Source organism: Pantoea dispersa (assembly GCF_035783935.1).
Taxonomy (GTDB): domain Bacteria; phylum Pseudomonadota; class Gammaproteobacteria; order Enterobacterales; family Enterobacteriaceae; genus Pantoea; species Pantoea dispersa_C.
Genome location: NZ_JALKOV010000001.1, coordinates 183,391 through 210,242, shown reverse-complemented (window position 1 = coordinate 210,242; position 26,852 = coordinate 183,391). Strand labels below are relative to the sequence as shown.

At 60.7% G+C, this 26,852-nt stretch carries 25 protein-coding genes; 6 read left to right on the top strand and 19 right to left on the bottom strand.

Annotated elements, in window-relative coordinates; translation table 11 throughout:
• Positions 1-40: 40 nt before the first annotated feature.
• Entirely contained in the window at positions 41-1,126 is a 1,086-nt protein-coding gene (locus tag MXF20_RS01060) for an iron-containing alcohol dehydrogenase family protein (RefSeq protein ID WP_325967146.1), read from the top strand.
• A gap of 141 nt (positions 1,127-1,267) precedes the next feature.
• On the opposite strand, the gene MXF20_RS01055 is transcribed toward MXF20_RS01060, so the two are convergent.
• The 7 genes from MXF20_RS01055 to argH are packed head-to-tail and all read right to left on the bottom strand — an operon-like array spanning position 1,268 to position 8,283.
• Positions 1,268-2,629 carry an MmgE/PrpD family protein gene (locus MXF20_RS01055; protein WP_325967145.1) on the bottom strand — a complete coding sequence of 454 codons (1,362 nt, stop codon included), beginning with the start codon at positions 2,627-2,629 and terminating at the stop codon, positions 1,268-1,270.
• A complete protein-coding gene (locus tag MXF20_RS01050) occupies positions 2,613-3,500 on the bottom strand; it encodes a polysaccharide deacetylase (protein WP_325967143.1) in 888 nt (295 codons plus the stop codon). Before MXF20_RS01050 ends, MXF20_RS01055 begins: the two co-directional genes overlap by 17 nt.
• The gene (locus MXF20_RS01045; RefSeq protein WP_325967142.1) at positions 3,493-4,338 is read right to left on the bottom strand and encodes a polysaccharide deacetylase; all 846 of its coding nucleotides are present in this window, start codon (positions 4,336-4,338) and stop codon (positions 3,493-3,495) included. The genes MXF20_RS01050 and MXF20_RS01045 overlap by 8 nt, the downstream gene beginning before the upstream one ends.
• An 11-nt stretch (positions 4,339-4,349) precedes the next feature.
• Positions 4,350-5,171 carry an ABC transporter substrate-binding protein gene (locus tag MXF20_RS01040; protein ID WP_021508447.1) on the bottom strand — a complete coding sequence of 274 codons (822 nt, stop codon included), beginning with the start codon at positions 5,169-5,171 and terminating at the stop codon, positions 4,350-4,352.
• A gap of 18 nt (positions 5,172-5,189) precedes the next feature.
• Positions 5,190-5,954, bottom strand: a complete 765-nt coding sequence (locus tag MXF20_RS01035) for an amino acid ABC transporter ATP-binding protein (RefSeq protein WP_021508448.1) — start codon at positions 5,952-5,954, stop codon at positions 5,190-5,192.
• Between the two features lie 13 nt (positions 5,955-5,967).
• Positions 5,968-6,846, bottom strand: coding sequence for an amino acid ABC transporter permease (locus MXF20_RS01030; protein WP_282995665.1), 879 nt, complete (start codon positions 6,844-6,846; stop codon positions 5,968-5,970).
• A gap of 9 nt (positions 6,847-6,855) precedes the next feature.
• Positions 6,856-8,283, bottom strand: a complete 1,428-nt coding sequence (gene argH, locus MXF20_RS01025) for an argininosuccinate lyase (RefSeq protein WP_325967141.1) — start codon at positions 8,281-8,283, stop codon at positions 6,856-6,858.
• A gap of 156 nt (positions 8,284-8,439) precedes the next feature.
• Here argH and MXF20_RS01020 point away from each other — a divergent pair, with 156 nt between their 5' ends.
• Positions 8,440-9,411, top strand: coding sequence for a LysR family transcriptional regulator (locus MXF20_RS01020; RefSeq protein ID WP_325967139.1), 972 nt, complete (start codon positions 8,440-8,442; stop codon positions 9,409-9,411).
• Positions 9,412-9,559: 148 nt separating this feature from the next.
• On the opposite strand, the gene MXF20_RS01015 is transcribed toward MXF20_RS01020, so the two are convergent.
• Positions 9,560-10,078, bottom strand: a complete 519-nt coding sequence (locus tag MXF20_RS01015; protein ID WP_325967138.1) for a GNAT family N-acetyltransferase — start codon at positions 10,076-10,078, stop codon at positions 9,560-9,562.
• Positions 10,075-10,638, bottom strand: a complete 564-nt coding sequence (locus MXF20_RS01010) for an XRE family transcriptional regulator (protein ID WP_325967136.1) — start codon at positions 10,636-10,638, stop codon at positions 10,075-10,077. Before MXF20_RS01010 ends, MXF20_RS01015 begins: the two co-directional genes overlap by 4 nt.
• A 151-nt stretch (positions 10,639-10,789) precedes the next feature.
• Here MXF20_RS01010 and MXF20_RS01005 point away from each other — a divergent pair, with 151 nt between their 5' ends.
• Complete coding sequence (locus MXF20_RS01005; protein WP_325967134.1) at positions 10,790-11,524, top strand: MerR family transcriptional regulator; 735 nt, start codon at positions 10,790-10,792, stop codon at positions 11,522-11,524.
• Between the two features lie 167 nt (positions 11,525-11,691).
• On the opposite strand, the gene MXF20_RS01000 is transcribed toward MXF20_RS01005, so the two are convergent.
• Genes MXF20_RS01000 through MXF20_RS00985 form a run of 4 tightly spaced genes read right to left on the bottom strand, consistent with a single transcriptional unit; the run spans position 11,692 to position 15,429 of the window.
• Positions 11,692-12,423 carry an ABC transporter permease gene (locus MXF20_RS01000; RefSeq protein ID WP_325967132.1) on the bottom strand — a complete coding sequence of 244 codons (732 nt, stop codon included), beginning with the start codon at positions 12,421-12,423 and terminating at the stop codon, positions 11,692-11,694.
• Positions 12,423-13,358, bottom strand: a complete 936-nt coding sequence (locus MXF20_RS00995) for an ABC transporter ATP-binding protein (protein WP_325967129.1) — start codon at positions 13,356-13,358, stop codon at positions 12,423-12,425. The genes MXF20_RS01000 and MXF20_RS00995 overlap by 1 nt, the downstream gene beginning before the upstream one ends.
• A complete protein-coding gene (locus tag MXF20_RS00990; RefSeq protein WP_418936819.1) occupies positions 13,351-14,481 on the bottom strand; it encodes an ABC transporter permease in 1,131 nt (376 codons plus the stop codon). The genes MXF20_RS00995 and MXF20_RS00990 overlap by 8 nt, the downstream gene beginning before the upstream one ends.
• A 39-nt stretch (positions 14,482-14,520) precedes the next feature.
• The gene (locus MXF20_RS00985) at positions 14,521-15,429 is read right to left on the bottom strand and encodes an ABC transporter substrate-binding protein (RefSeq protein WP_325967127.1); all 909 of its coding nucleotides are present in this window, start codon (positions 15,427-15,429) and stop codon (positions 14,521-14,523) included.
• A gap of 216 nt (positions 15,430-15,645) precedes the next feature.
• On the opposite strand from MXF20_RS00985, the gene MXF20_RS00980 reads away from it, so the two are divergent.
• Positions 15,646-17,112, top strand: a complete 1,467-nt coding sequence (locus tag MXF20_RS00980) for an MFS transporter (protein WP_325967125.1) — start codon at positions 15,646-15,648, stop codon at positions 17,110-17,112.
• A 31-nt stretch (positions 17,113-17,143) separates the two neighbouring features.
• Here the strand turns inward: MXF20_RS00980 and idi are convergent, their stop codons facing one another.
• The 3 genes from idi to MXF20_RS00965 all read right to left on the bottom strand — a co-directional run bounded on the left by idi (position 17,144) and on the right by MXF20_RS00965 (position 20,679).
• Positions 17,144-17,677, bottom strand: coding sequence for an isopentenyl-diphosphate Delta-isomerase (gene idi / locus MXF20_RS00975; RefSeq protein ID WP_104092729.1), 534 nt, complete (start codon positions 17,675-17,677; stop codon positions 17,144-17,146).
• A 192-nt stretch (positions 17,678-17,869) separates the two neighbouring features.
• The gene (locus MXF20_RS00970) at positions 17,870-19,765 is read right to left on the bottom strand and encodes a methyl-accepting chemotaxis protein (RefSeq protein WP_325967124.1); all 1,896 of its coding nucleotides are present in this window, start codon (positions 19,763-19,765) and stop codon (positions 17,870-17,872) included.
• Positions 19,766-19,944: 179 nt separating this feature from the next.
• Positions 19,945-20,679 (bottom strand): sulfite exporter TauE/SafE family protein, encoded by a 735-nt coding sequence (locus MXF20_RS00965; protein WP_325967123.1) that lies wholly within the window; start codon positions 20,677-20,679, stop codon positions 19,945-19,947.
• Between the two features lie 100 nt (positions 20,680-20,779).
• Here MXF20_RS00965 and MXF20_RS00960 point away from each other — a divergent pair, with 100 nt between their 5' ends.
• Complete coding sequence (locus MXF20_RS00960; RefSeq protein ID WP_325967121.1) at positions 20,780-21,673, top strand: LysR substrate-binding domain-containing protein; 894 nt, start codon at positions 20,780-20,782, stop codon at positions 21,671-21,673.
• 52 nt (positions 21,674-21,725) lie between these two features.
• Here MXF20_RS00960 and MXF20_RS00955 read toward each other — a convergent pair whose 3' ends face one another.
• Entirely contained in the window at positions 21,726-22,835 is a 1,110-nt protein-coding gene (locus MXF20_RS00955; protein ID WP_325967120.1) for a suppressor of fused domain protein, read from the bottom strand.
• 226 nt (positions 22,836-23,061) lie between these two features.
• Between MXF20_RS00955 and MXF20_RS00950 the strand changes: the two genes are divergently transcribed.
• Entirely contained in the window at positions 23,062-23,355 is a 294-nt protein-coding gene (locus MXF20_RS00950) for a hypothetical protein (RefSeq protein ID WP_325967118.1), read from the top strand.
• On the opposite strand, the gene MXF20_RS00945 is transcribed toward MXF20_RS00950, so the two are convergent.
• Positions 23,346-24,224, bottom strand: a complete 879-nt coding sequence (locus MXF20_RS00945; RefSeq protein ID WP_325967116.1) for an oxygenase MpaB family protein — start codon at positions 24,222-24,224, stop codon at positions 23,346-23,348. The genes MXF20_RS00950 and MXF20_RS00945 overlap by 10 nt on opposite strands.
• A gap of 182 nt (positions 24,225-24,406) precedes the next feature.
• Positions 24,407-26,704, bottom strand: coding sequence for a beta-glucosidase BglX (gene bglX / locus MXF20_RS00940; RefSeq protein WP_325967115.1), 2,298 nt, complete (start codon positions 26,702-26,704; stop codon positions 24,407-24,409).
• Positions 26,705-26,852 lie beyond the last annotated feature (148 nt).

The window sequence follows — 26,852 nt, the reverse complement described above, 5'->3', positions numbered from 1 at the left end:
GCGATGATGCTGACATTCCCTGAAAAAGAGAGCTTTCGCTATGTCGCAACAAAATTTGCTGTTCCCGGCGCGCGTGCTGCGCGGTGCGGGTGTGATTAACCAGCTGGGGGCCATCTGCGCCGGGCTGGGCCAGCGCGCACTGCTGATTGGCGGCCAGCGCGCGCTGCAGGCGGTGACCACGCGCGTGCAGGCGCAGCTGGACGCCGCGGGTGTCGAACTGCTGGCACCGGTGTGGTTTGGTGGCGAAACCTCGAGTAACCATATCGACCGGCTGGCGGCGTTAGCGACAGAACAGCAGGCAGAGGTGCTGATCGGCGCCGGCGGTGGCAAGGCGCTGGACACCATCAAAGCGGTGGGCGCACAGCTCGGACTGCCGGTGGTAACCGTACCGACGATTGCCGCCACCTGCGCCGCCGTGACTCCGCTGACCATTCGCTACGACGATAACGGCAACTTCTTCGATATCTTCCCGCTGCCACAGGCACCGGCGGCGGTGATCATCGACAGTGAGCTGCTGGCAGCCGCCCCTGCCCGCTGGCTGGCCGCGGGTCTCGGCGATACGCTGGCTAAATGGTATGAGTTTCGGGCGGTCAGCACGCGCCATCCGGCGCGCACCGGCAATGCGCTCTCTTCGCTGGCGCACAGCCAGATCTGCTATGAGGTGATCGCGGAGCACGGTCCGGCGGCTTACGCAGCGGTGCTGCGCGGTGAGAGCGGCACTTCGCTCGATCAGGTGCTGGACGCGATTTTTACCTGGGCCGGTCTGACCTCGCTGATGAGCAATGGCGCCCACGCCGCCGCTGCGCATGCCATCTACGAAGGTTTCACCTTCTGCGACAAAACGCGCGAGTTTGGTCACGGCCTGCTGGTGGGTTACGGTAATTTGTGCCTGCTGGCGCTGGAGGATCGCAGCGACGAAGAGCTGGTGGATGAGATGCGCCTGGCGCGCGACTGCGGCGTACCGCTGACGCTGGCCGAAATTGCCGCGCTGGATGAAAGCGAGCTGGCGCTGATTGTGCACGAATCCGTTCACGCGCCGGATATGGCCAACATGGCCGAAGCGGTGACCGAAGCGCGGCTGCGGGCGGCGATGGCGCGGATTGAAGCGCTGGCGCAACGGGTTTGATTAAGGAAACCGCGAATCGCACCCTGGTCGTAGCGGCGCGATTCATCGCGCAATAAATTGCGCCGCTACGAAAAGTGCCCTTGTTTTGAATGTATTTAAACGTTAACAGACACGCATTACGCCATGGCTGGCGCCCCACTTTTACCGGGTCGCCAGCAACGCCGCGACGTGCCGCATATCCGCCACGTTTTCCAGCGTCAGACACCGCGTTTCCAGCTGCTGCACCTGCGTCGCCGGCAACACGCGCGCGGCGAGGCTGCGGTATTTGGCACGCAGCGACGCGTCGCTCAGCGGATTCGCCGGCGATCCGGACGGCACCGCGACGTGCTGCTGCCACTGCTGGCCCTGCACCGTCTCCAGCCGCACCCACGGTTCATCATCGCGCCCCTGCTGGTCATCAATCTCCAGTTCAATGCGCGCCATCAGCGCGGCTGCTTCCGCACTCAGGCGACGGTCGTCGTCATAACTCGTCAGCTCCGCTGTGCCATACAGCGCGCGCGCCGTCAGCGCATACGGCAGGCTCATTTGCGCGGCGGCGAGGCTGGTGAGCTCACGCGTACCGCACATCTCCAGCAGAAACGGATTGAGCCCAACCACAATGCGCGCGATGTCCTGGGTCGCCACCGCATGCTGCTCAAGCAGCAGACCCAGCGCATCGATCGCCGCATGCGTGCCGCGACAGGCGGCGTACGGTTTGATGGAACAGCGCGCCAGCTTCCATACTTCGCCCAGCTGCGCCGTGAGCGCGGCAGGCTGCTGGGTTTCACTCGCCAGCGTTTGCAGAAAGCCGCCCCAGCGCGCCTCAAATACCGCGGCAGGTCCGCTGATGCCGCGCTGAGCCAGCAGCGCCGCCTGCACGCCCCCTTCCGCCGCACGCGCCGCGTGCAGCTTTTTGGTGTGCGAGCCGTCATGAATAAAGCCCCACAGGCCACCACTGAAGCTGGCGGCGATGCCCAGTGCCGAGGCGCACTGCGTGGCCGGCAGCCGTAACAGCGCACTGACTGCCGCCGCCGCGCCAAATACGCCGCAGCTGGCGGTTGAGTGCCAGCCCGCGCCGTTGTGCGCCGCATAGCCGCCGCAGGCCTCCAGCACGCGGCGACCGATGTCATAACCGATCACCATCGCGGTGATGAATTCCCGTCCGTTAACCGGCTGCGTTGCCAGCGGCAGTGCCGCCAGCAGCGCCGGCAGTACCACGGCTCCGGAGTGATCGCAGCCGCCGGTGTCATCCAGCTCATACATGTGTGCCGCCACGCCGTTGAGCCACGCCGCCTGACGCGGGGAAGCTTGCTGCGCACAGCCCCACAGCTGCGCCACGCCGCTGCCGCCCTCGTCGGCCACCAGCGTCTGACATTCGCGCCAGATCGGGCTGTCACAGCCCGCCAGCGCGGCGCCGAGCGTATCCAGCAGATGACGTTTTGCCTGCATCACCAGCGGTTCCGGCAGCTGAGCGAACCGGGTGGCCGCGATGAAGTCCGCCAGCCGATCAAGCGTGGTGTCCATGTTCGCCTCCGCTGAGTCGGGCAAATACCTCTGCCGGATGATCGGCATCGTTATCCGGCTGCGTCTGCCAGTGCGCGGCCACCTGGCCGGCAGTAGCGATCCACACATCGTGCTGCTGCAGCGTCTCCAGCAGCTGGCGCAGCAGGCCAATGCGCCCGGCGGTGCCAATGATTTCCGGGTGCAGCCGCAGCAGATAACACAGGCCGAAACGGTGAAAGCCGTGGAAATCCTGCGTCAGGTTGGCCAGCGTTTCGCCATAAGGCGCGATACGCGACTGTCCGGGCGGAATCGCCGGGCTGAGGTTGAAGGCAAAATAAGGTGCATCTTCCAGCGTGTAATGCATCGGCAGTTCCACCAGCCGGGTGCCCGGATGAAAATAGGGTAAGTCATCGCCGCGCCAGCCGGAGGACCAGCGGATGCCGTGCGCCGCCAGCGCCGCAGCGAGTCCCGGCTTCCACTGGCCGGCCGGCGTACGAAATCCTTCGATGGCCCGGCCAGTGAGCTGCGCCAGCCGCTCGCAGCCGCGCGTCACGCTGGTAATCTGCTGCGCCAGCGTCAGCGCCGAGAAGTCTTCGTGTCGCTCGCCGCTACAGGCGATCTCATGGCCGGCGGCGACAATGCGCTGCAGCACCTGCGGCTGCTCTTCGGCGACGATGGCCGGTAAGCACCAGCTGGCCAGCAGCTGTTTTTCCGCCAGCAGTTCCAGCAGACGATCGACGCCGCGCAGCGTGCCATAGCGCCACACCGACAGGGTTTTATCGCGCCCGGCGACCGCAGGCGCCTGCGTCAGGATGCCGTGAATATCGTGATAGTCGATGGTAATGATGGCCGCCGATTGTTTGCCCGACGGCCAGCGAGAAGATTCAGTCATGGTGCTGCTCCTGCAAATACCACGCAGCCACCGCATCACAGCGCGCAAACCACACATCGTCGCGCGCCGTCATGTGGGCAAACAGTTGCTCCAGCAACAGCAAACGGCCGGGCTGCCCGGATATTTTCGGGTGGAACAGCGTGGTCAGGCACAATCCTTCCGCCATCGCGCCGTCAAATTCGCGCTGCCAGTTGTCAACGGTGTGCGCATAGCTGGCGATGCGGTCGCCGCCCTGCGGGAAATCTGGCTGGCGCGTATAGGCCAGCGAGGCGTAATCGTCCATCTCCCACTTGCCCGGGATCTCTACCAGCGGCGTATGTCCGGCGACAGCCATGCTGTAGGGCCGATCGTCACCGCGCATGCTGCTGGAGTAAATCACCCCGGCCTCACGCAGAATCTGCGGCGTTTCGGCATGCCAGTCGCCAGAAGGGGTGCGAAAACCGCAGGCGCGGATGCCGAGATACTGCTGAAAGATGGCGGCCGAGCGCGCCATCACGGCGCGCTGTTCATCTGGCGTAATCGCCCAGAACGATTCGTGGCGATAACCGTGATAGGCCACTTCGTGGCCCTGCTCGATGATCGCCTGGCACTGTCGCGGCCACTGCTCTACCACCCACGCCGGCACAAAAAACGTGGCCGGCAGCTGGAAGGCGCGCAGCAGATCGAGCAGCCGACCGAGCGCACGAAATGGCCCGTAGGCGCCAAAGGTGAAATACTCCGGCGTTGACCATAAACTGCCATTCAGCATGGCGTCGCCGGTCGGCCCATCCAGATCAAACGCCAGCGCCATACAGCCACGCTTGCCCTGCGGCCAGCGCACTGCGCCCGGTTGTTGCATACGCCCGCTCCTTAGCCCTGATTCACCGTCGCTTCGGCAATGCCGTTGTCGCTCAGGCCCCATTTGCTGAGGATTTTCTGGTAGCTGCCATCGGCAATCATGGCGTTAATGGCCGCCTGAATCGCGGTGGTCAGCTCGCCGGCATCTTTACCCAGCGCCATGCCGGTGTACTGGAAGGAGAAGGCTTTATCCAGCGGCTTGAAGGTGCCTTTTTCCAGATTCATGATGTACGGCAGGGTTTCGCTGCCCTGCACTGCGCCATCAAGACGACGCTGGCGCAGCTGCGTGCGCGCATCGGCGGTGCCTTCCGCACCCACCACGATAATCGCGGGTTTACCGGCTGCTTCGCAGTGCGCTTTGGACCAGGTAGCAATCTCCTGCGGGAAGGTGGTGCGGCGGCTGGTGCCTACTTTTTTGCCGCACAGATCGGTGGCGCTGTTGATGTCGCTGCGCGCCGCCAGAGTGTAGAACTGCGGGCCGGTTTTGAAGTAGTCAATGAAGTTGACCACTTTCTGCCGCTCTTTGGTGTCGGTCATGCCGGACATCACCAGATCGACGCGTTTGGTCACTACCGCGTTGACCATCTGTTCAAAGGCAATCTCCTGCCAGTTGACCTTCACGCCCAGCTTTTCGCCAATCGCCTGGCCCAGCTCATAATCGACGCCGCTCAGCTGATTGGTGGCCGGATCTTTAAAATCCATCGGCGGGTAGTTCGGCATGATGGCGACGGTCAGCCCTTTCTCTTTGATACTGGCCGGTACGGCAATCTCCGCCCAGGCAGAGGATTGCAGCAGCAGCGCGGCACTGATGGCACTCAATAACAGCTTTTTCATTTATTCACCCCGGTCACGTTAAAGAAGAATCGCGTTGATAAAGTTTTTCATCCGTGGGTTTTGCGGGTTCAGCAGAATCTCTTCCGGTGCGCCCTGCTCAATAATGCGTCCCTCATCCATAAACACCACCTGGTTAGCGACCTCACGCGCAAAGCCCATTTCGTGGGTCACCACCAGCATGGTGGTGCCTTCTTTTGCCAGCTGGCGCATCACCGCCAGCACTTCACCGACCATCTCCGGATCGAGCGCCGAAGTCGGTTCATCAAACAGCATCAGTTTGGGTTTCATCGCCAGCGCGCGGGCAATCGCCACACGCTGCTGCTGGCCGCCGGAGAGCGACTGCGGATAGTCGTGCGCTTTGTGCGCCAGTCCGACGCGATCCAGCAGCGCCATCGCCTCTTCGCTGGCCTCGCGTTTCGGCCGCAGCAGCACGCGGCACGGCCCCTCAATGATGTTCTCCAGCGCGGTTTTGTGCGGAAACAGGTTGAAGCGCTGAAATACCATGCCGGTCTGCAGCCGCTGGCGCGCAATCTGTTTGTCACTCAGCGGATGCAGCTTGTTGCCGGCAATGCGATAGCCCGCCAGCTCGTTGTCGACCCAGATGCCGCCCTGATCCACTTTCTCCAGCTGGTTAATACAGCGCAGAAAGGTACTTTTACCGGAACCCGACGGGCCGAGAATGCACATCACCTCGCCGTAGTTCACTTCCAGGCTGACGTCCTTTAGCGCGTGGAACTGATCGAAATATTTGTTCACCTTGACGGCGCGCACGATGTTTCTCATCTCTCACTCCCGGTTACTGGCGACGACGATGGCCGCGTGAGAAGTAACGTTCCAGCTGGCTCTGTCCGAACGACAGCAGCGTCACGATAATCAGGTACCAGATGCCGGCGACGAACAGCAGCTCCATCACGCGCGCGTTGGCGAAGTAGATGGTTTGCGCGTTGTACAGCAGCTCGGAGTACTGAATCATGCTGGCCAGGCTGGTGGTTTTGATCATGCTGATGAACTCATTGCCGACCGGCGGCAGAATCACCCGCATCGCCTGCGGCAGAATGATGCGCTGCAGCGCCTGCAGACGCGGCATGCCGATGGCTTTGGCGGCTTCATACTGACCGGTATCCACCGACAACAGCCCGGCGCGCACCACTTCGGAGGTGTACGCACCCTGATTGATGCTCAGGCCGAGCAGCGCGGCGAGAAACGGCGTCATCACCGTGACGGTTTGCACACTGAACAGGCCGGGAATGCTGATGGTGGGGAACACCAGCGCCAGGTTAAACCACAGCAGCAGCTGCAAAATCAGCGGCGTGCCGCGAAAGATCCACGCATAGCCCACTGCGATGTAGTGCAGCACCGGATTGGGCGACATGTACATGATGGCGGTAATGACACCAAACAGAATGCCCAGCGCCATCGCCAGCACCGACATGATCAGCGTGTTAACCACGCCATTCAGGATCGCCTGCGCGGTGAAGAACTGGCCGACGAACGACCACTCAATGTTGCCGTGCGCAAAGGCGTTGACCAGCAGCGCCAGCAGCACGAGGATCACTGCCGATGCGGTGATGCGGCCATAATAGCGGCGCGGCACCACCTGATAGCGATCGAGATCGTAATGGGGCTGGACGCGGCCATTGCTGACCGACGGTTCAACCGGTGTGGTGTGTGACATAGGCTCTCCTCAGGCGCGCGGTCCGGCGTAATCATCGGCCCAGCGCTGCTGGTCCTGCATCAGGGTTTGCAGACGTGCCAGCTGCTCGCGCACCCGTGCTGGCGCGGTGCCGCCGTAGCCGCTGCGGGCTGCCAGCGCCGCTTCCAGCGTTAACGCCTGGCGTACTTCCGGCGTGAGACGCGCATCGACGCCATACAACTGCGCATCCGTCAGATCGGCCAGGCCGCAGTTTTCGCGTTCGCACAGCTGCACCAGTTGCCAGGTGATCTCGTGCGCCTCGCGGAACGGCACGCCGCGCACTGCCAGCCAGTCGGCCACTTCGGTCGCCAGCGTGAAGCCATCCGGCGCCTGCTCGCGCATCACCTCAGTGTTAAATTTCAGCGTCGCCATCATGCCGGCCATGGCGGGCAGCACCATCAGCAGCGTATCAACCGCATCAATCACGTTACGTTTGTCGTCGCTGAGATCGCGGTTGTAAGAGAGCGGCATGGCTTTCATGGTGGTCAGCAGCGCCATCAGGTTGCCGACCAGCCGGCCGCTGCGGCCGCGCGTCAGCTCGGCGATATCGGGATTTTTCTTCTGCGGCATGATCGAGCTGCCGGTGGCGTAACTGTCGTGCAGCTCCACCCAGCGAAACTGACGCGACGCCCACATGCACACCTCTTCACACAGGCGGGACAGATTGATGCCGATCATGCTGGTGACGAACAGGAATTCCGCGGCGTAGTCGCGACTGGCGACCGCATCGATCGAGTTTTCACAGGGCGCCAGATAGGCGAGATCGGCGGCGGCCAGCTGGGGCTGACGCGCAATCGCCGAACCGGCCATTGCTGCCGCGCCCAGCGGACAGCGCGCGCTGCGGCGATCCCAGTCCTGCATACGCTCGATGTCACGCGCGAAGGATTGCGCATGCGCCAGCAGCTGATGGCCAAACACAATCGGCTGCGCCTGCTGCAGATGGGTAAAACCCGGGGCGACGCTGTCGGTGTGCTGCGCGGCCTGCGTCACCAGCGCCTGCTGCAGTTGCAGCAGCGCGCTCACCAGCTTGCGGCCGTTATCGCGCAGATAGAGGCGCAGATCGTTGACGGTCTGATCGTTGCGTGAACGGCCGGCACGCAGCTTGCCGCCCAGCGCGCCGAGACGTTCTGTCAGTGCGCGTTCGATGAAGGTATGCACGTCTTCATCGGCGGCAATCGGCTGCAGCTGGCCAGCGCGATAATCGGCGTCCAGCGCGTCAATCGCCGCCAGCATGGTGCTGAGCTCGTCAGCGCTTAACAGCGCGGCACGCGCCAGTTCCTGCGCATGGGCACGGCAACCGGCGAGGTCGTACGGCGCCAGCGCAAAGTAATATTCCGGGCTACGCGACAGCGCGGTTAAACTGGCTGCCGGTGCCGCTTTAAAACGCGCGCCCCAGAGCAGTTCGGCATTCTCAGACATGCTATTTCCCTCACAAATCAGCTGCAGCAATATGAAAAAGTTAAGATTCAGCCGGTAGCGATAATAAAAACTTATTTTATTGCCACGCTGGCAAATAGGTGGTATTTCAGATTCACTGTACTTTCACCGCAATTATTCCGGAGTTGAATAGCAAAAATGGAAAGTAAAGTTTCCCAGTCTGGAAACAATGCGAATAATCGCGGCGATAATGCGGTTCTGGCGCTGAGTAATATCGACTTAAAATTGCTGCGGGTATTTAAATGCGTGGTGGAAGCCGGTGGATTAACCGCCGCCAGTCACGAATTAAATATTGGCCTGGCGGCGATCAGTAAACAGGTTTCCGATCTGGAGATCCGGCTGGGCATGACGCTGTGCAGCCGCGGCCGTGAAGGCTTTGAGCTGACACAGTACGGCATCAACGTATATCAGGCCACGCTGGAGCTGTTCGTGTCGCTTAACCTGTTTCGTGAACGGCTGCACAACAGCCGCAACGAACTGCTGGGCGACATCGCAATTTGCGTGGTGGATAACACCATCAGCGATCCGCACTCGCCGGTCACCAGCGCGGTGCAACAGCTGCACCAGAAAGCGCCAAAGGTGCAGATTCGTCTGCAGACCGCGCAGCTGGATGATATTGAGCGCGGCATTAGCGAAGGGCGTTTTCATTGCGGCATTGCTCCCGCCTATGAAATGAAAAATGATTTCGATTATTTCGAACTTTATAAAGAATACGCAAAATTATATTGCGCTGCGTCACATCCACTCTATTCCGGATCTTGCGATAAAAATATTTCGGTGGAAGTATTACGTGAGCAGAAAATTATTAATCATTTATATGTTACCCCGCGCGATGAACGCCGCCTGATTCCGGTGCAGGAGAGCGGTGTGCAGGCGGTACAGGTGGAATCGGTGGCGATGCTGATTTTAACCGGCCACTTTATTGGCTATTTACCGGAACATTATGCCGCCCCGTTTATTGCCCGCGGTCAACTGTGTGAACTGGGTGATGATACGCTGCGTCGCGAAACCGCGTTTTGTCTGGTGATGAAGAAGGGCCGGAAAATAAATCCGATTATCCGGCTGTTTATGCAGTCGCTGGGGTTGAGCGAGGCCGCGGCGGCGCACTGATACGGTGCGTGCGACCGGGTTTCTGCTGGCACGGGATGGAATGTGCACGCTGATGCCCTCACCCCGGCCCTCTCCCACCGGGAGAGGGAGAGGGAGAAGCAGCCTGCGGACAAGGGAGAGGCGGCATCCGGTAACAGCATCAGAACGCTTACGCCAGCCGCTTATACATCACCGTGGTGGCATCCAGCTCACCGGCCGTCGATTCGGCATAATAGGGGATTGAACCCGCGACCTGCCAGCCGAGCGACAGATAGAGCGCGCTGGCGACATCACCGCTGCGCGTATCCAGTACCAGCAGCGTTTTGCCCTGCTGCTGTGCCAGTTCTTCAGCGCGTAACATCAGACGGCGCGCAATGCCCTGGCGACGCGCACGCGGATGCACCAGCAGTTTGCTGATCTCCGCGCGATGGCGGCCGTTGGGCATACTGCTGAAGCCCAGCATCACCGTGGCCACAATCTCGCCCGCTTGCCAGGCCACCAGCAGCTGATTATCCCCGCTCGCCAGGCTGTAAATTTTATCCTGCCAGAAGCGCGCCATTACCGCGCGATCGTCCGCGTCGATAAAGCCGACGCTGGCACCGTCCGCCACACAACCGTGCAGTACATCGCACAGTGCCGCCAGCAGCGGCTGCGCCTGCGTGGCGCTGAGAGAATCGATTTCAATCATGGTTTGCACACCACCAGAATGTAACGCGCGCCGCCTTCAGCATGCGCCTGAAAAGAGGAACGTCCGCTGAGGTGGAAGCGCAGGCAATCGCCAGCCTGTAACGTCCAGCTGTGCGTTTCCATAGTGATAGTCAGCTCGCCCGACTGCAGCCAGATGTGCTGCTCCAGCCCCTGTACCGGCGGCGCATCATAATCAATGCGCGCGCCCGGGCGCAGCACGCCCTCGACCAGCTCCGCTTTGAACTGGCTGGCCGGTGGCGAGACGTTGCGGCGCTGAAAGCCACTCTGCGTATCCTGCCACACCGGCTGCTGCTCCGCTTTCAGCAGCAGCGCCGCGTCTTCTTCTACTTCGCTCAGCAGGCGCGACATGGTCAGGCCGTAAGCAACACACAGGCGATTAAGCAATGCGGCGGTAGGGCTGGTCTCGGCGCGCTCAATGCGCGACAATGAGGCGCGGCTAATGCCGGTTGCCAGAGCCAGTTCATCCAGCGACCAGCCGCGCTGCAGGCGTAATTCCGCCAGGCGTGCCGCAAGTCGATCTTCCGTATTTGGAGCAGACATCTTCACCTCTCATTTTCGGGAAATAAATCTCATATAAGAGATAAAACCCGAAATCGTGCAGTGGGTCAAGTTGTACAATAAAATAATCATTGTACAAGCTCACTCTGGCGGTTAAGGTGTTGTTATGCAGGTCAGAATTTTAGAGGATGCCATGGCCTTATACAGTATCGGCGATGTTGCCGAGCGCTGTGGAATTAACCCGGTAACCCTGCGTGCCTGGCAGCGTCGTTATGGGCTGTTAAAGCCGCAGCGCACCGAGGGTGGTCATCGACAATTTGATGATGAAGATGTTCAGCGGATCGAAGAGATCAAACGCTGGATAGAGAGTGGTGTGCCCGTTGGTAAAGTCAAAGCCTTGCTTGAAGGAGAGACCTTCAACGTGCATGACGGCTGGACGGCGTTGCAGGAAGAGCTGATGAGCGTGCTGCGCCACGTGCGGCCTTCCAAATTGCGCACCAAAATCGCCACCATTGGTCGTGAACACCCGGTGGACGCGCTGATTGACCACGTTTTTGTGCCGGTGCGCCAGCGTCTAGGGCTGGATCAAAATACCGCGCGCACCATGTGCAGCCTGCTGGACGGCGCGCTGATTGATTACGTCGCCTTCTGTCTGGCCGGTGCGCGTAAAAAAGCCGGCAAAGATGCGCTGATGATTGGCTGGGGCGTGGAAGATCGCACCCGCATCTGGCTGGAAGCCTGGCGCTTAGCGCAGCAGGGCTGGCGCATTGATGTGCTGGCAGAACCGCTGGATATGCCGCGTCCGGAGCTATTTCCCGGCCAGCATCTGTTTATCTGGACCGGTAAAAAGCCGACGCGCCGTCAGCTGGAGCAGTTTGAACACTGGCAGGCTCAGGGCTTCTCAATACATGTCCACGAACCCGTTTGAAAAATCGCACACGCGGCCTTTGCCTCAACCGGTGTGCGCGTTATCATGCCGCACTCCGTGACTTTTCTCAGGTTTCCCTATGAACTGGAATAAACTTCTCATTGGCACCCTGTTTGCCATCATGGCGATTGGCGGCATGGGCGGCATGATGCTGGTCGGCTACAGCCTTATTCTGCATACCCACTGAGTGCGCGCTGCAACCGCTCCAGCAGCCGGTCGCAGATTAACGCCAGCAGCGCCACCAGCAACGCACCCTGAATCACATAGGCGGTATTGAAGCCGCTCAGACCGATAATCACCGGCGACCCCAGACTTTCTGCCCCCACGGTTGAGGCAATGGTCGCAGTGCCGATGTTGATCATCACCGAGGTGCGCACCCCGGCCATAATCACCGGGGCCGCCAGCGCCAGCTCAATCTGCCACAGCCGCCGCCACGGTCCCATGCCGAGACCAACGGCGATCTCGCGGCTGCTGGCCGGTACGCTGTCCAGTCCCGCCAGCGTGCCCTGCAGGATCGGCAACAGCCCATACAGAAACAGCGCCATCACCGCCGGTGCGGCACCAAAACCCATCACCGGTACGGCAATCGCCAGCACGGCCACCGGCGGAAAGGTCTGCCCGGCCGCCGCCAGCGTCTCCAGCAGCGGGCGAAACGCCCTGCCGCCTTGACGCGTCGCGAATACCGCACAGCCGACACCCACCACAATCGCCAGCGCGCTGCCGCTGATCACCAGCAGCAGATGGGCCAGCGCCAGCTGCCAGAAACTCTCCTGCTGATACAGCGGCCGCTCCAGTTGCGGAAACCAGTGCGCGAACAGCGGCGCGCTGTGCGGCAGTCCCCACAGCAACAGCAGAAACAGTCCCAGCAGCCAGTAAAGCGGATCGCGCAGCACTCGCATCAGCCCGCCTCCCGCTGTCGCAGCAAATCGCTGAAATGCAGCACGCCCAGCGGCTGCTGATGCTGATCGACCACCGGTAATTTGTCGGTGCGGCGCGCGATAAACTGCGACAGCGCCTCGCGCAGCGTCAGTCCGGCGGCGATCGGTTCCGCCTCCAGCCATTCGCCGCGCCGTGCCGCCGCGCCCGCGCGTCCCAGTGCCAGCAGCCGCACGCCCAGTTCGCTGCGGCCAAAAAACTGACGCGCAAAATCGCTGGCGGGCTGCGTCAGCAGGTCAATCGGTCGCCCCTGCTGCACAATCTCGCCGCCGTCCATCAGCACCAGCCGGTCGGCGAGGGTTAACGCTTCGTCGATGTCGTGCGTCACCAGCACCACGGTGCGCCCCGACAGCTGCTGAATACGCAGCATCTCCTGCTGCAGCGCCTGACGGTTGACCGGATCGAGCGCGCCGAACGGTTCATCCATCAGCAGCAGTTCCGGGTCGGCCGCCAGCGCGCGCGCCACGCCGACGCGCTGCTGCTGACCGCCGGAGAGCTGGTGCGGATAGCGCGTTGCCAGCGAGCCGTCGAGATTGAGCAGCGCCAGCAATTCGTCCACCCGCGCCGCAATTTTTTCCCGCGGCCAGCCGAGCAGCGATGGCACGGTGGCGATATTTTTGGCCACATTCCAGTGCGGGAACAGGCCGATGGACTGGATGGCATAGCCAATGCGCCGCCGCAGCGCGCGCGCATCCATCTGCTCAATCGGCTCACCGGCAAAGCGGATCTCGCCGCTGTCGTGCTCCACCAGCCGGTTAATCATCTTCAGCGTGGTGGATTTACCCGAGCCGGACGTGCCAATCAGCACGGTAAAACTGCCCTTCTCAATCTTCAGCGACAGGTTGCGAATCGCCTCTTTCCCGGCGAACGCCTTGCTTACCTGATGAAACTCAATCATGTCCTCTCTCCAGCAGTGCCGACAGCAATCGCAGCAGCGCATCACATATCACCGCCAGCGCCACCACCGGAATCACGCCCAGCAGCACCAGATCCAGCGCGCTGCTTAGCAGTCCCTGAAACACAATGGCACCAAAGCCGCCGGCACCAATCAGCGCCGCGACCACCGCCAGCCCGACGGTTTGCACCACCACCACGCGCAGCCCGGAGAGCCACACTGGCAGCGCCAGCGGCAGCTCGGCGTGCCAGAACTGCTGCCAGCCGCTCATGCCCATGCCGCGTGCGGTTTCGCGCACCTCCTGCGGCACCTGCTGCAGACCCGCTACCACGCTGCGCACCAGCGGCAGCAGCGCATACAGCACCAGCGCAATCAGCGCCGGCGCGAGGCCAATCCCGCTGATACCGAGGCGCGCCAGCTGCGGAAAATGCGCTGCCAGCCCGGCCAGCGGCGCGATCAGCAGGCCAAACAGCGCCACCGACGGCACGGTCTGGATCAGATTCAGCACGCTGAAAGCGGCATGCTGCCAGCGGGCGCGCCGCGCGATGGCCAGTCCGAGCGGCAGACCAATCAGTAAGGTGGGCAGCAGCGTGCCGCCGAGCAGCAGCAGGTGCTGGCTGAATGCCGCGTTAAACACGGCGGTGCGGTTGGCATACTCTTTCAGCAGCGACAGCGCATCCAGCTGACCGCTCAGCAGCACCACCAGCGGCGGCAGCCACAGTTGCAGGTTAAGCAGAATACGCAGCGACGTATGGTGGCTTAGCTGGCGAATGGCTTCGGCCGCCAGCAGCAGCGCTAATCCTGCCGCACACCATAAGCCGCTGCCCAGCGCGGTACGCGCCAGCGGACTGCCGCTGCGGGCCAGTTCGCTGGCAGCGTGGCCGCCAATGCCAATCAGCAGCGCGAACAGCGCTTCTGCGCCCAGCAACTGCGCCAGCGCCGCGCCGCGTCCCGGCGGCCACCATAATCCCAGCCACAGCCACAACAGCGGCACCAGCAGCAGCCAACCCGCCTGCACCTGCCACAGCATCAGCGGCTGTCCGGAGACCAACCGGTTGGCCGCAAAGCTCAGCAGCGGCAGCGCGCCCAGCGCCAGCGTGATCAGCAGCGTCAGTACCAATTGCACCGGCTGCTGACGCGGTCGGTTTACCCGCGACAGCACCGCTTACAGCAACTTATTCTGCTGCAGCCACTGCCGTGCGACCTGGCTGGCGTCCTGACCGTCAACGGCGATTTGCGCATTCAGCTGCTGCAGCGTTTTCTCATCCAGCTTGCTGAACACCGGCTGCAGCCAGTCAGCAATCTGCGGATATTGTTGCAGCACGCTGGCGCGGATCACCGGCGCGGGGGCGTAAATCGGCTGCACGCCCTTCGGATCGCTGAGGGTTTGCAGGCCGAGCGCCGCCACCGGACCGTCAGTACCATAGGCCATCGCCGCGTTCACGCCCGAGGTTTGCTGCGCGGCGGCTTTAATGGTCACGGCGGTATCGCCGCCGGCCAGCGACAGCAGCTGCGACTGGCCGAGCTTGAAGTTGTAGGCTTTTTCAAAGGCTGGCAACGCATCGCTGCGCTCAATAAATTCCGCCGAAGCGGCCAGCTTAAAGGTGCCGCCCTTTTTCAGGTAAGCGCTGAGATCGTCCAGCGACTGCAGGTTATTCTGCTGCGCCACGTCACCGCGCACCGCGATAGTCCAGGTGTTATTGGCTGGCGCGGGCGTCAGCCACACCAGATGATTTTTCTCCGCGTCGAGCTTTTTCACCTTCTCATAGCCCTGCTGCGCGTTTTTCCACGCGGCGTCTTTCTCATCATTGAAGAAGAACGCTCCGTTGCCGGTGTATTCCGGATAAATATCCAGCTCGCCAGCGGTAATCGCCCCGCGTACCACCTGCGTGGTGCCGAGCTGGATTTTGTTGACGGTTTTTACCCCGTGCTGATTCAGCACCTGCAGAATAATGTTACCGAGCAGCGAACCTTCAGTATCAATCTTGGAACCGACCTTTACCGGGTCCGCTGCCTGCACGGCCCCGACACTCATCGCCAGGGCGATCATCCCCAATAAACCCTGCTTAATCATGGCGCTTTCCTCAGCGTTGTTTTCTCTCAGTGATAATCAAGCGTAGCCTGGCGCAGCGGGATGGGGGCGACGGGTAGCGCAAATCGCTGTTTTTCTGCGTTTCCGCACGGCTTTTTTAGAACGCTTTGGTTGCACTTATAACCAAATAGAATTTTTCCTGCTGCATGCGCGGCTTATGCTCATAGCCCCACTCTTTACAATAAATCACACAACATCATGTCAGACTTAACTTCTTCGGCGCACGTGGCGCTGGCAGGGAATACGCCGCAGGGCGAGACGCAGTGGATTCGCAGCGCGGCCGACGTGACGCGGCTGGTCAACAACAGTAACGCCTCGCGCAGCAATGCGCGTATCGTCATCGCCATCGCGCTGGGCGGAGTTTTTCTCGATGCCTACGATCTCGGTGCGCTGGCATTCGGCATTAAAGATGTCACGCGAGAATTCAATCTGACGCCCGCCGGCACCGGCATGGTCGCGTCAGCCATCACTTTTGGCGCGATTGTCGGCGCGCTGATCGGCGGCTATCTCACCGATAAAATCGGTCGCTATCGGGTCTTTATGGCCGATATGTTCTTCTTCGTGGTGGCGGCGCTGGCCTGCGCCTTTGCGCCGAATGAGTACGTGCTGGCGGCGGCGCGCTTTGTGATGGGTCTCGGCGTCGGCATCGATTTGCCGGTGGCGATGGCATTCCTCGCGGAGTTTTCCAGGCTACGCGGTCAGGGCAACAAGGCCGCCAGCGTCGCGATGTGGTGTCCGACCTGGTATGCAGCGATCAGCATCTCCTATCTGCTGGTGCTGCTGCTGTATGCGGTGCTGCCGGAGAGCCATACCGACTGGCTGTGGCGGCTGATTCTCGGCTTTGGCGCGGTGCCGGCGCTGTTGATCATCGCTATCCGCAGCCGCTACATGAGTGAATCGCCGATCTGGGCGGCCAATCAGGGCAACCTGCAGGGTGCCGCGGCCATTCTGCGGCGATCGTATAACATCAACGCTGAAGTGGCGCAGGAGGCCGATCTCACAGCCGCACAGCCGGTACGTAAAGCCAGCTGGCGCAACTACGGCGCGCTGCTGCAGGGCGTTTACCGCCGCCGTACGCTGCTGGCGACCATCACGTCGATTGCCTCGTCGTTCGCTTACAACGCGGTGGCCTTTGGCCTGCCGGTGATCATCTCCAGCTTCCTCGCCCAGTCGATGCTGACCACCATTCTGGTTTCGCTGGCGCTTAACCTGCTGTTTGCGTTTGTTGGCGGCCTGCTGGCGGTGCGGCTGGTGCCGCGGCTGGGCGCGTGGAAGATGTCGGTGGCTGGTTACGCCTGCCAGTGTGCGGCGCTGCTTGGGCTGGCGCTGATTGGTCGCCCGGCCGGCGGAGAAGAAGCAGCGCTGGCGATTGCCATGCTGGCGCTGTTCCTGTTCGGTCAGGGGTTTGGTCCGGGTTCACACACCATGACCTTTGCCTCACTGAGCTATCCGGCTTCGCTGCGCGGCGTGGGCGTCGGCTTTAATCAGACGCTGATGCGCGCCAGCTCGACGGTATCCCTGTTTGTGTTTCCGCTGCTGGTGGCGGCGTTCGGCACCGGCGTGTTCTGGGTCATTCTGCTGGCACCGCTGGCCGGATTGCTGGCGCTGCTGGCGATTCGCTGGGAACCGTCAGGCTACGATGTAGATGCGGAAGATTTTCAGTAAGCGGATAACGCCTCAGCGATGAGGCGTTCACTCAGGCAGTGAGGCGGAAATCGCCCAGCGTAGTGGGGATGCGCGGGAAAGTGTGCAGGAACCACGGCGTAAATTTTGCCGGATTATCGCGCATCTCCTGCTGAATCTGTTCGACAGAGCAGTAGCACCAGTCGTCGGCCTCGTCGAGGTTAAGCACCGGCGCTTCGTCACTGATGGCGAAAAACACGTGACCATACTCATGCTCGATCAGGCCGTTGCTGAGCGGCAGATTGTAGCTCAGCTCAAACACCGGCGTCAGCGCCAGATCCAGCCCCATCTCTTCACGCAGGCGGCGCTCAGCCGCGTCGCGCGTCAGCTCCTGTGGATAAGGATGGCTGCAGCAGGTGTTGCTCCATAAACCGCCGCAGTGATACTTACTCTGCGCCCGGCGCTGCAGCAACAGTTCATGGCGCGAATTGAATACGTAAACCGTTACCGCGCGATGCAGCAATCCCTTCTCATGGACTTCCAGCTTTTCCATCTTGCCGGTGGGACGATCGAGGTGGTCGACGAGGATAACTTCAATGGCGGGCATGACAACTCCTTCGGAAAAATCCCCACTATTGTACACAATAGCGGAAGCGGCAGCGGAGAAAATCGCGCACATTCCGTGCGCTGTCGCGATAAGCAGTAAGCTTAGCAGCCTGCGGATAATTCTGGAGAAAAAGGCAGGAAAAAGCGTGACAGCGGCGCCATAAAGACGCCGCTGTAAGGGGTGTGCGCTGCGTTACAGTTTGAAGCCGTGCACCACCTGCTCAAGCTGCACGCTTTGCTCTTCCATGGCACGCGCCGCCGCGGAAACCTGTTCCACCAGCGCCGCATTCTGCTGGGTGCTGCCGTCAAGCTGGGTGATCGCCAGGTTCACCTGTTCGATGCCCATGCTCTGTTCGCGGCTGGCGGACATGATTTCGCTCATCAGCGTCGTCACGCTGCTGACGCCCTGCATCAGCTCGTCCATGGTTTGTCCCGCCTGCTCCACCAGCTGGCTGCCGGTATCGATATTGGCCACCGACTCTTCAATCAGCTTCTTGATTTCACGCGCCGAGTTAGCGGAGCGCTGTGCCAGATTGCGCACTTCCGAGGCCACTACCGCAAATCCGCGGCCCTGCTCACCGGCGCGCGCCGCTTCCACCGCGGCGTTGAGTGCCAGAATGTTGGTCTGGAAGGCGATGCTGTCGATAACGCTGATAATATCCACCACTTTACGTGAGGAGTGATGAATTTCGCCCATGGTGCTGACCACCTGACGCACCACCTCGCTGCCGCGCGCCGCCACCTGAGACGCACCATCTGCCAGCTGGTTAGCGTGCGTCGCGTTGTCGGCGTTCTGGCGCACCGTGCCGGTCAGCTCTTCCATCGACGCGGCGGTTTGCACAATCGAGCTCGCCTGTGATTCGGTCCGCGCCGAGAGATCGGCGTTGCCGCTGGCGATTTCACGCGAAGCTGCGGTGATTGCCAGCGCGCTGTCGCCCACCTGGCGCATCAGCCCCTGCAGATGGGCGATGAACTGGTTGAAGCTCTGCGCCACGGCGTTAAATTCCGGGCTGTTGCTGGCCGGCAGCCGCTGCGTGAGATCCGCACCGCCGGTCGACAGCGCTTCGATGTTTTGATTCAGCAGACTCAGGCGTTTCATCATGGCGCGCACAAAGCCGAGCAGCACCAGCAGCAGCAGAATCGCCAGCGGGATCTGTACCAGGCCGAGGCGGGTCAGCATGCTGTGCGTCTGCGCATCCAGCAATGCTGACGGCACGTCGCTGGCCAGATACCACGGGCTGCCGGGAATCGCCTGCAGGAATAGCGTGTGCTCACCATCTTCTCCGCTGAAGGTGGTTTGCGCAGGCTGAGAACCGGCCTGTGCCAGCAGCCCTTTCAGCGCTGCCGCCATTGGCAGCTGGGTATCAGCCAGATTCTCCAGCTTCGGCGTGCCTTCCAGCAGCGCGGCGTTACCGACCACTTTGCCATCCGCTTCGACGATCAGGACGCGGCCGTGAATCGCCTCACCCATCTGTCGGGCCAGCTGATTGAAAAAGCCGAGCGTAACGTCAATGGTCGAGACGCCCCAGACGGTGCCGTTACGGTAAATTGCCATGGCGCAGTTGGTGCGCGGCTGCGGGCTGGCGGCATCCTGATAAGCCTTCGCCCACGCGCACTGGCCCTTCTCGGCGGCCATGCCGTCTTTGTACCACGGCTGCTCCCAGTATTTGTCGGCAGCCTCCGAGTTCCAGTAGGTGTTGACCTGCAGCTGGTTACTGGCGTTGCGCGCGAAGAACGAGCTGTCTTTCTCCTTCGCCGGATCGCGCCGGTTAGGTAACGGCCAGATACCGCCACCGAACACGTTGCTGTCCTGATACTGGTTAACCAGCGCCGGCAGCAGCGTATCAATGGCGGCGCTGTCCATCACGCCTGCCGCCTCGGTAATGGCGCGCTGTTGCGCCTGTACGCGGTTCATCTGCTCGACGATGCGTCCGGCAAGGCCATCCACCTCATAGCGCACCAGCCGGCTTTCGTTCTGGCTGAGCTGCGGCGCAATGAACTGGTTAATCACCAGCACGGTGACCAGCATAAGAACAACAAAGAATGCGACTAAGGTCGCGGTAAAACGGGATTGTGTGGTTTTTAACATCGGTGTGCCCTTACCCTGGTGTGGCGAGTTGCCTGATTGAGGTTAACGGCTTGTTACAGAGGAACTTGAGGTGCGCGAGATCACAAAATGGTTAACTGATTGAATCGCGTGACCATAAGAGCGCTTATTGTCACCACCCTTGCCCTGTGACTCCTCAGCGATAGAGATGATGAGTCACTCTATTGTGCTCCTGACCAGGCATTAACGATTAATCCTGCGCCAGAAATAAACAGGATCACGTCAATCAGCACGGCAAACTGTGTGACCGACAGTCTCTGGACGATCGCTTTCGTGCTCAGGGTGCCCAGCATAATGCCACTGCCTACTAACAAACCGGTGAGCACAACCTGCATTGTGAGCGCCTGCTGCAAGGCAAAAGTACCGACCTTGCTGATATATAGCAGAAAAGCGCTGGATGCTTCCGTGCCAATAAATGCGCCACGGCTCAATCCATAGGCGGTAAAAATCAGCACGCTCACCGGTCCGGTGGAGAGAACCAGTCCGGTCAGAAAACCCACAACGCCACCACAAAGCCCTAACTGCTTTATCGAGAGCGTCCATTGATTGTTTCTCAGGTTGCGTCTGACCAGGATCATCGCCCAGAAAAACAGCCCCAGCGCGCCATCGATGATCCAGGCGGGTAAAGAGAGCAGCACATGCGCACCTAATGCTGCTGCTGGCATGCCAGGAAGGGTATAGGCCAGCGTGGCGCGCCAGTCGATTTCACGCCACCAGACTGCGATGCGCGAGAGATTCCCCATAATTGCGGCGATAGCCATGACTGGCATCGCCACTCTGGGGCCGAAATTGCTGACCATCAGCGGCAGCAGCAGTAACGAAGAACCGGTGCCGATGATGCCACTCAGCGCCCCGGAAAGAATCGCGATCAGCGTCACAAAGACATAATCACTCACTGAGTTTCCTCATTTTCAACGGCAAAGCAGGCATCTTAATGAGGGTGCGTAGATCATAATATCGATAAATATTGCCCACTACCGATACTAAAAGTCACAGATGAAGAAACGTAACCTGCCGCCGTTGAATGCACTGCGGCTGTTCGAAACGGCCGCGCACGCCAACAGTTTGAGTGACGCTGCTGAGGAATTAGGGATTACCCACGGTGCCGTTAGCCGCCAGATCAAATTGCTTGAGGAGTGGCTGGGACAACCGCTATTTGAACGTCAGGGACAGCGCAGCGTGGCGGCGGAACATGCCCGGGCTTTTGCCGCAGAGATCAGCACCGCTTTTGACATTATCAGCGATGCTGCGGTGCGCTTTGGCAAAACCCCCAATACCCGCACGGTACGCGTCAATGCGCAAACCACTTTTGCGATGCACTGGCTGATCCCGCGCCTGCCGGCATTCCATAACCAGCATCCTGACATTGAAATCTCGGTATCCACTTCAAACAGTTCGGAGGTGAAAGGGCTATCTGGTTTTGACGTCCTGATTCGCCGGGATGCTGTGGACAAACCCGAATGGCGTTACTTTGAGAAGAGACCGTTATTTGAGGAAAAGCTCACCCTGATTGCCGCGCCGAAACTGTTAGCCACAAAAGCACTGAACACCCCTGCAGACCTGGCAAACCACGTTGTGGTGTTATCCCGTACGCGGTCAGGTGAATGGGAACAGTGGATGAAACAGGCTGGCGTGGAAGATGTGCGCCCGCTACGTTTTCAGCGATTCGAACATAATTATATCAGTCTGCAGGCAATCATTGATGGTGTCGGTGTGGGCATCGGGGGAAGAGAAATGCTGGGCCATGACCTGCAGGGCAACCCGCTTGTCACCCCGTTAGCTATTGAGGCAAAGGGAAGTCATTACGTGGCATTGATTCCGCCCGATGTGGATAAATCCTCGTCGCTGAACCGCTTTATCGCATGGCTGGAGCAGGAAGCATCCGGTTAATACCCATCGGGTCGGTAATCTGATGCTTCGGACACGACTGATTCTGCAGGCATTACGGTGCGGATTCCACCACTTCCTGGCGCGGACGGAATACATGATCGCTGCCCTGCGCCAGCAAGCGCTGCAGCAACTGCTGGCCGCCGCGCTCGTCCGCCTGGGCAAACAGCCGCTCGGCTTCGGTGATCGGCGTCGCCCACAGCAGATTCGGCCGATCGCCGTCGCGCTTCGGCAGCCGCAGCTGTGCGCTTTCACCTGCCAGACCGTTGGCCAGCAGGAAGCTTTCAAAGCCGACCGGCGCCACTTCCGACGCCAGCGTGTGCCCTTCGCCAATCCAGGTGAGCCGCGCCCACGGCAGATGAGCAAACTCCGCCAGCGCGCTGGCCATCTGCACCGCGTTGGCCTCGGTCATCACTTCGCCATCCACCGCCATCGCCAGCTCCACGCGCCGGTACTGCGGTGCCAGCTCATCAAACAGATAATCCACCTGCGGCATCGGCCGGATACTCATGCCGAGGGTGAAGAAATACCACACGCCGTTATGCCAGTGCTGCGAAATTGCCATCGGCGGCCAGTTACCCTGATCGATGGCGTAATATTTTACCGACTCGCCAAACTGCGCCTGATAACGCTGTAGCAGCTCGCTCTGCACCCGATCCCACTGCTGGCCATCGTGCCAGTCACGCCAGAAATGGCGCTGCTGTTCGGCGCGCGCATAGTAATCATTGGTGGAGGCCGAACCGAGCGGCGCGGTGAGACGATTCTCTTTGATGCAGCCTGCCGAAAAGCTGACCTGCTTGTCCTGGTACAGGCTCCAGCCGGGGATCACCGCCAGCAGCTGGCCGTAATACCACAGCGCCGCGCCGTCATCACTTGGCTCCCACAGAATCTGCAGGCCGGCCGGATCGAGCATCGGTTCCGCTTCCAGCGTGCGGCAGTAGCTGGCGCTGAGCAGCGGCGCAATACCCTGCTCCATCGCCGCGCGATCTTCCTGCGCCGGCGCCGGCAGCAGATTGCGTAACCAGCAGCCGCGCACCGCATACTGGCTGCGAAACAGGTCGTTCGGCCAGATGTAAAAATAGGCGGTACGCGCATCCTGCTCGACGATGGCGGTTAAAGTGTGTTGCTGATTCGGCACCTCAGCAATCAGAGGTTGGTGTGTCATAACGCCTCGACAATGCCTGGAGGGATCCATTTTCCCCGAGAATAGAGCAGGATCGGCACTTACGCCATGTGACACAAGGGTAAAACTCTCAAAGTGCGGTGCGCCACCGTTCAGGCTGGCTTAAGAATTACGTGGACGGCGACGGTGAAGCTTCAGATTTTTTTGCGATTCTTTTGCCGCTTCGCATGCTATTGTCTGCGCACTCTTCTGTTGCGGAGCTGTCGTCATGGTGCTGCAAACCCTCGATCTCAATCTGCGCGATATCGTGATGCTCGCCCTGCTGGTGTGGCTGTTTGTCCGCTATACATGGGTGATGGCGGCGCTGACGCTGATCGGCGGCGGCATTGCGCTGCTGATACTCCTGCCGCTGGATATCTACTACACGCTGATGCCGCTGGCGCTGCTGGGCGTGGGTCTCGGCATGCTGCTGCATCACTATCAGCAGCGTCAGTTACGCTTAAAACGCGAGGCGCGCACGCCGCGCAGCTACACCAGCAAGCAGGATGAGTTTCACCTGTAACGCGGATCGCGCCCCATGCGCTGCATCGCTCGCGCCCAGGCGCCGCGCTGAATCGACCAGCGTAACAGCGCGGCAATTAGTGCAATCTGCTTATCAATTCGCCATTGCGTCAGCGGCCCGACCGGCTGTTGCATCAGCTGTTGCGCCCAGTCCGGCAGCAAACCACAGCCGGCCTGCAGCATCACGCGCATCGCCGGTTTCGCCTGCCAGCTGGGTGCCGGCGCGTTCAGCAGCAGCTGCATCACTTCGTGGGTGCGCGCATCGTAAACCAGCTCTGCACGCATCGCCTGTAAATACGCCTCGACCGCTTCAACGCTTTTCGGTACCTGCTGCGCGCCAAGCGCTTCCGCTACCCGCGCTGCTTCGGCGTAGTAACGATCGCGATCCGCCAGGCTGAGCTGTGGATTTTTGTAGCGCAGATGCGCCGCCAGAAAGCGGCTGGTTTCTGCGACGTGTACCCAGGTGAGCAGATGCGGATCGCTGGCGGCATAAGGTTTGCCAGTGTTGTCGATGCCGGTGACGCGCAGATGGATGCGTTTGACCCGCTCAATCAGGGTGTGCGCATCGGCGGTGTTGCCGAAGGTGGTGACGGCAATGAACTGGCTGGTGCGCCGCAGCCGGCCGAGCATGTCCTGGCGGAAGCTGGAGTGATCCCATACGCCGGCCAGCGCCGCCGGATGCAGCATCTGCAGCATCAACGCGCTGATGCCGCCGCACAGCATGGCGGGAAAGTCGCCGTGCACCTGCCAGATGATGTGATCAGGACCAAACAGCCCGGGATCGCCCGGCGGCTGGGAGATGTCAAATTCGTTGAGCGACAGGCCGTTAAGGCGAAAGACCTGCTGTTCGATGCGGTGGCGGAGATTCATTTGTTCGTTCTTGCGCTAATGACCTTTTCCCTCACCCCAGCCCTCTCCCGCGCGCGGGAGAGGGGGCAGTCCGCTGAAGCTGGCAGGTCAGAGGATAATATCCGCTAAAAGTCGATTTGATCGGTTCCCTCTCCCGCCGGGAGAGGGTTAGGGTGAGGGAAACCAGGATAACAAACCCTCAATTACAAATAATCGAACTGCGCATCCTGAGTTCTGACCGAATCCAGACCGATCATCACGTTGAATTTGCCCGGCTCGGCGACGTGCTGCATCTTCTGATTCCAGAATTTCAGCGCATCGGCATCAATCTTAAAGCGCACGGTCTGCGACTCACCGGCCTTCAGCATGATGCGCTGGAAGCCGCGCAGCTCCTGCACCGGACGGCTGATACTGGCCACCGGATCGTTCAGGTACAGCTGCACCACCGTAGCACCATCGCGTTTGCCGGTATTGGTCACCGTCACGCTGGCTTCCACCGTGCCGTTACGCGGCATGGTCGGCGCAGACATCTTCACCGGCGACACGCTGAACTGGGTATAACTCAACCCGTAACCAAACGGATAGAGCGGACCGTTAATCGCGTCGTAGTAGTGCGAGGTGTACTTGTTCGGCTTCTCGAAATTGTACGGACGGCCGGTCGGCAAATGGTTGTAATAGATCGGAATCTGACCGACCGAGCGCGGGAATGACACCGGCAGTTTGCCCGAAGGGTTGTAATCACCGAACAGCACATCGGCGATGGCGTTACCGCCTTCGGTACCGCTGAACCAGGTCTCCAGCATCGCATCCGCCATGCGATCCTCATTCACCAGCGCCAGCGGACGGCCATTCATCAGCACAATCACCAGCGGTTTGCCGGTGGCTTTCAGCGCCGCCAGCAGCTTTTGCTGGCTCGGCGGAATCACCAGGTCGCTGCGGCTCGACGCTTCATGCGCCATGCCCTGCGCCTCGCCCACTGCCGCTACTACCACGTCCGCTTTTTTCGCCTGTGCGACCGCTTCGTCAATCAACTGCTGTGGCGAACGGGCATCGACGCTGACCGCCTGCTCATACAGGTTGAGGAAGTTCTGGATACCTTTGTTATCGGAAATATTGGCCCCTTTGGCATACAGCACGGTGCCTTTGCCAGCCATGGCGCTGCGCATGCCCTGCAGCAGCGAGACAGATTGCTTCGCCACGCCCGCCGCCGACCAGCTGCCCATGATATCGCGCTGGCTATCGGCCAGCGGGCCCACCAGCGCCACGGTGGCCTCTTTCTTCAGCGGCAGGGTTTCATGCCAGTTTTTCAGCAGCACCATGCTGCGACGCGCCACGTCACGCGCTTCCGCCCGGTGCAGGCGGCTTTCCGCATTGGTGTCCTGCGGATCGCTGCCTTTCGGACCCAGATGGCTGTATGGGTCGTTGAACAGCCCCATGTCATATTTGACGTTGAGCACGTGACGCGCGGCATCGTCGATTTCCGCCATGCTCACCGCGCCGCTTTTCACCAGTCCCGGCAGGTATTTGCTGTAGTACTCGTCGCTCATACTCATGTCGATGCCGGATTTCAGCGCGATGCGCACCGCATCCTGCGGATCGCTGGCGACGCCGTGTTTGATTAACTCTTTGATGGCACCGTGATCGCTGATGGTGATGCCTTTGAATTTCCAGTCGTGGCGCAGAATATCTTTCAGCAGCCAGCTGTCGGCGGTGGCCGGCGTGCCGTTCAGCGAATTGAGCGCCACCATCACGCCGCCGCTGCCGGCATCCAGCGAAGCTTTATACGGCGGCAGGTAATCCTGGAACAGGCGCTGCGGGCTCATGTCGACGGTGTTGTAATCGCGACCGCCCTCCACTGCGCCGTAAGCCGCAAAGTGTTTAACGCTGGTCATGATCGCGTAGCGGTCGGCGGCGCTCTTGCCCTGCATGGCTTTGACCATCGTACTGCCCATCTGCGAAGTGAGATAGGTATCCTCGCCAAACCCTTCAGAGCCGCGGCCCCAGCGCGGTTCGCGCGACACATCCACCATCGGCGCCCAGGTCATGTTGAGACCGTCGTCCGCCGCTTCATAGGCGGAGACGCGGCCCACTTCGCTAACGGCCTGCAGATCCCAGCTGGCGGCGAGGCCGAGCGGAATCGGGAAAATAGTGCGCTGGCCGTGCACCACGTCGTAGGCAAAGAACAGCGGCACTTTCAGGCGGCTGAGCTGCATGACCTGATCCTGCATGGCGCGAATATCCTGACGCGTTACCGTGTTGAAAATCGCCCCGACCTGGCCGTGCTGAATCATGTCGCGAATTGCCTCTTTCGGCGTATCCGGACCGACGCTGATCAGGCGCATCTGCCCGATCTTTTCATCCAGCGTCATTTTGCTCAGCAGCTGATTAACAAAGGCGTCGCGCGCCTGTTCCGTCATTGGATGGGGGCCGAACAGGTCGTCCGCAAACGCGGGTTGCACGGCAAGGGAAACAGCGAGGCTAACAGAGTAAATCCATTTCATCAGGTCGGGTTCTCTTAAGTAACTGCGCAATATCGAAATAACCGGGGCAGTGTGCCACAAGATGAGGATAGCAGGTAGCCGCCATTGTCACACTGCGCCCCTGCGGCCAGCGCGTGCTACAGTAGAAGCGCCACGTTAACGACAAGGA

Bases quoted from the DNA above. Each gene is read 5' to 3' on its own strand.
- MXF20_RS01060 (WP_325967146.1), top strand. From the start codon at position 41: ATGTCGCAACAAAATTTGCTGTTCCCGGCGCGCGTGCTGCGCGGTGCG.
- MXF20_RS01055 (WP_325967145.1), bottom strand. From the start codon at position 2,629: ATGGACACCACGCTTGATCGGCTGGCGGACTTCATCGCGGCCACCCGG.
- MXF20_RS01050 (WP_325967143.1), bottom strand. From the start codon at position 3,500: ATGACTGAATCTTCTCGCTGGCCGTCGGGCAAACAATCGGCGGCCATC.
- MXF20_RS01045 (WP_325967142.1), bottom strand. From the start codon at position 4,338: ATGCAACAACCGGGCGCAGTGCGCTGGCCGCAGGGCAAGCGTGGCTGT.
- MXF20_RS01040 (WP_021508447.1), bottom strand. From the start codon at position 5,171: ATGAAAAAGCTGTTATTGAGTGCCATCAGTGCCGCGCTGCTGCTGCAA.
- MXF20_RS01035 (WP_021508448.1), bottom strand. From the start codon at position 5,954: ATGAGAAACATCGTGCGCGCCGTCAAGGTGAACAAATATTTCGATCAG.
- MXF20_RS01030 (WP_282995665.1), bottom strand. From the start codon at position 6,846: ATGTCACACACCACACCGGTTGAACCGTCGGTCAGCAATGGCCGCGTC.
- argH (WP_325967141.1), bottom strand. From the start codon at position 8,283: ATGTCTGAGAATGCCGAACTGCTCTGGGGCGCGCGTTTTAAAGCGGCA.
- MXF20_RS01020 (WP_325967139.1), top strand. From the start codon at position 8,440: ATGGAAAGTAAAGTTTCCCAGTCTGGAAACAATGCGAATAATCGCGGC.
- MXF20_RS01015 (WP_325967138.1), bottom strand. From the start codon at position 10,078: ATGATTGAAATCGATTCTCTCAGCGCCACGCAGGCGCAGCCGCTGCTG.
- MXF20_RS01010 (WP_325967136.1), bottom strand. From the start codon at position 10,638: ATGTCTGCTCCAAATACGGAAGATCGACTTGCGGCACGCCTGGCGGAA.
- MXF20_RS01005 (WP_325967134.1), top strand. From the start codon at position 10,790: ATGGCCTTATACAGTATCGGCGATGTTGCCGAGCGCTGTGGAATTAAC.
- MXF20_RS01000 (WP_325967132.1), bottom strand. From the start codon at position 12,423: ATGCGAGTGCTGCGCGATCCGCTTTACTGGCTGCTGGGACTGTTTCTG.
- MXF20_RS00995 (WP_325967129.1), bottom strand. From the start codon at position 13,358: ATGATTGAGTTTCATCAGGTAAGCAAGGCGTTCGCCGGGAAAGAGGCG.
- MXF20_RS00985 (WP_325967127.1), bottom strand. From the start codon at position 15,429: ATGATTAAGCAGGGTTTATTGGGGATGATCGCCCTGGCGATGAGTGTC.
- MXF20_RS00980 (WP_325967125.1), top strand. From the start codon at position 15,646: ATGTCAGACTTAACTTCTTCGGCGCACGTGGCGCTGGCAGGGAATACG.
- idi (WP_104092729.1), bottom strand. From the start codon at position 17,677: ATGCCCGCCATTGAAGTTATCCTCGTCGACCACCTCGATCGTCCCACC.
- MXF20_RS00970 (WP_325967124.1), bottom strand. From the start codon at position 19,765: ATGTTAAAAACCACACAATCCCGTTTTACCGCGACCTTAGTCGCATTC.
- MXF20_RS00960 (WP_325967121.1), top strand. From the start codon at position 20,780: ATGAAGAAACGTAACCTGCCGCCGTTGAATGCACTGCGGCTGTTCGAA.
- MXF20_RS00955 (WP_325967120.1), bottom strand. From the start codon at position 22,835: ATGACACACCAACCTCTGATTGCTGAGGTGCCGAATCAGCAACACACT.
- MXF20_RS00950 (WP_325967118.1), top strand. From the start codon at position 23,062: ATGGTGCTGCAAACCCTCGATCTCAATCTGCGCGATATCGTGATGCTC.
- MXF20_RS00945 (WP_325967116.1), bottom strand. From the start codon at position 24,224: ATGAATCTCCGCCACCGCATCGAACAGCAGGTCTTTCGCCTTAACGGC.
- bglX (WP_325967115.1), bottom strand. From the start codon at position 26,704: ATGAAATGGATTTACTCTGTTAGCCTCGCTGTTTCCCTTGCCGTGCAA.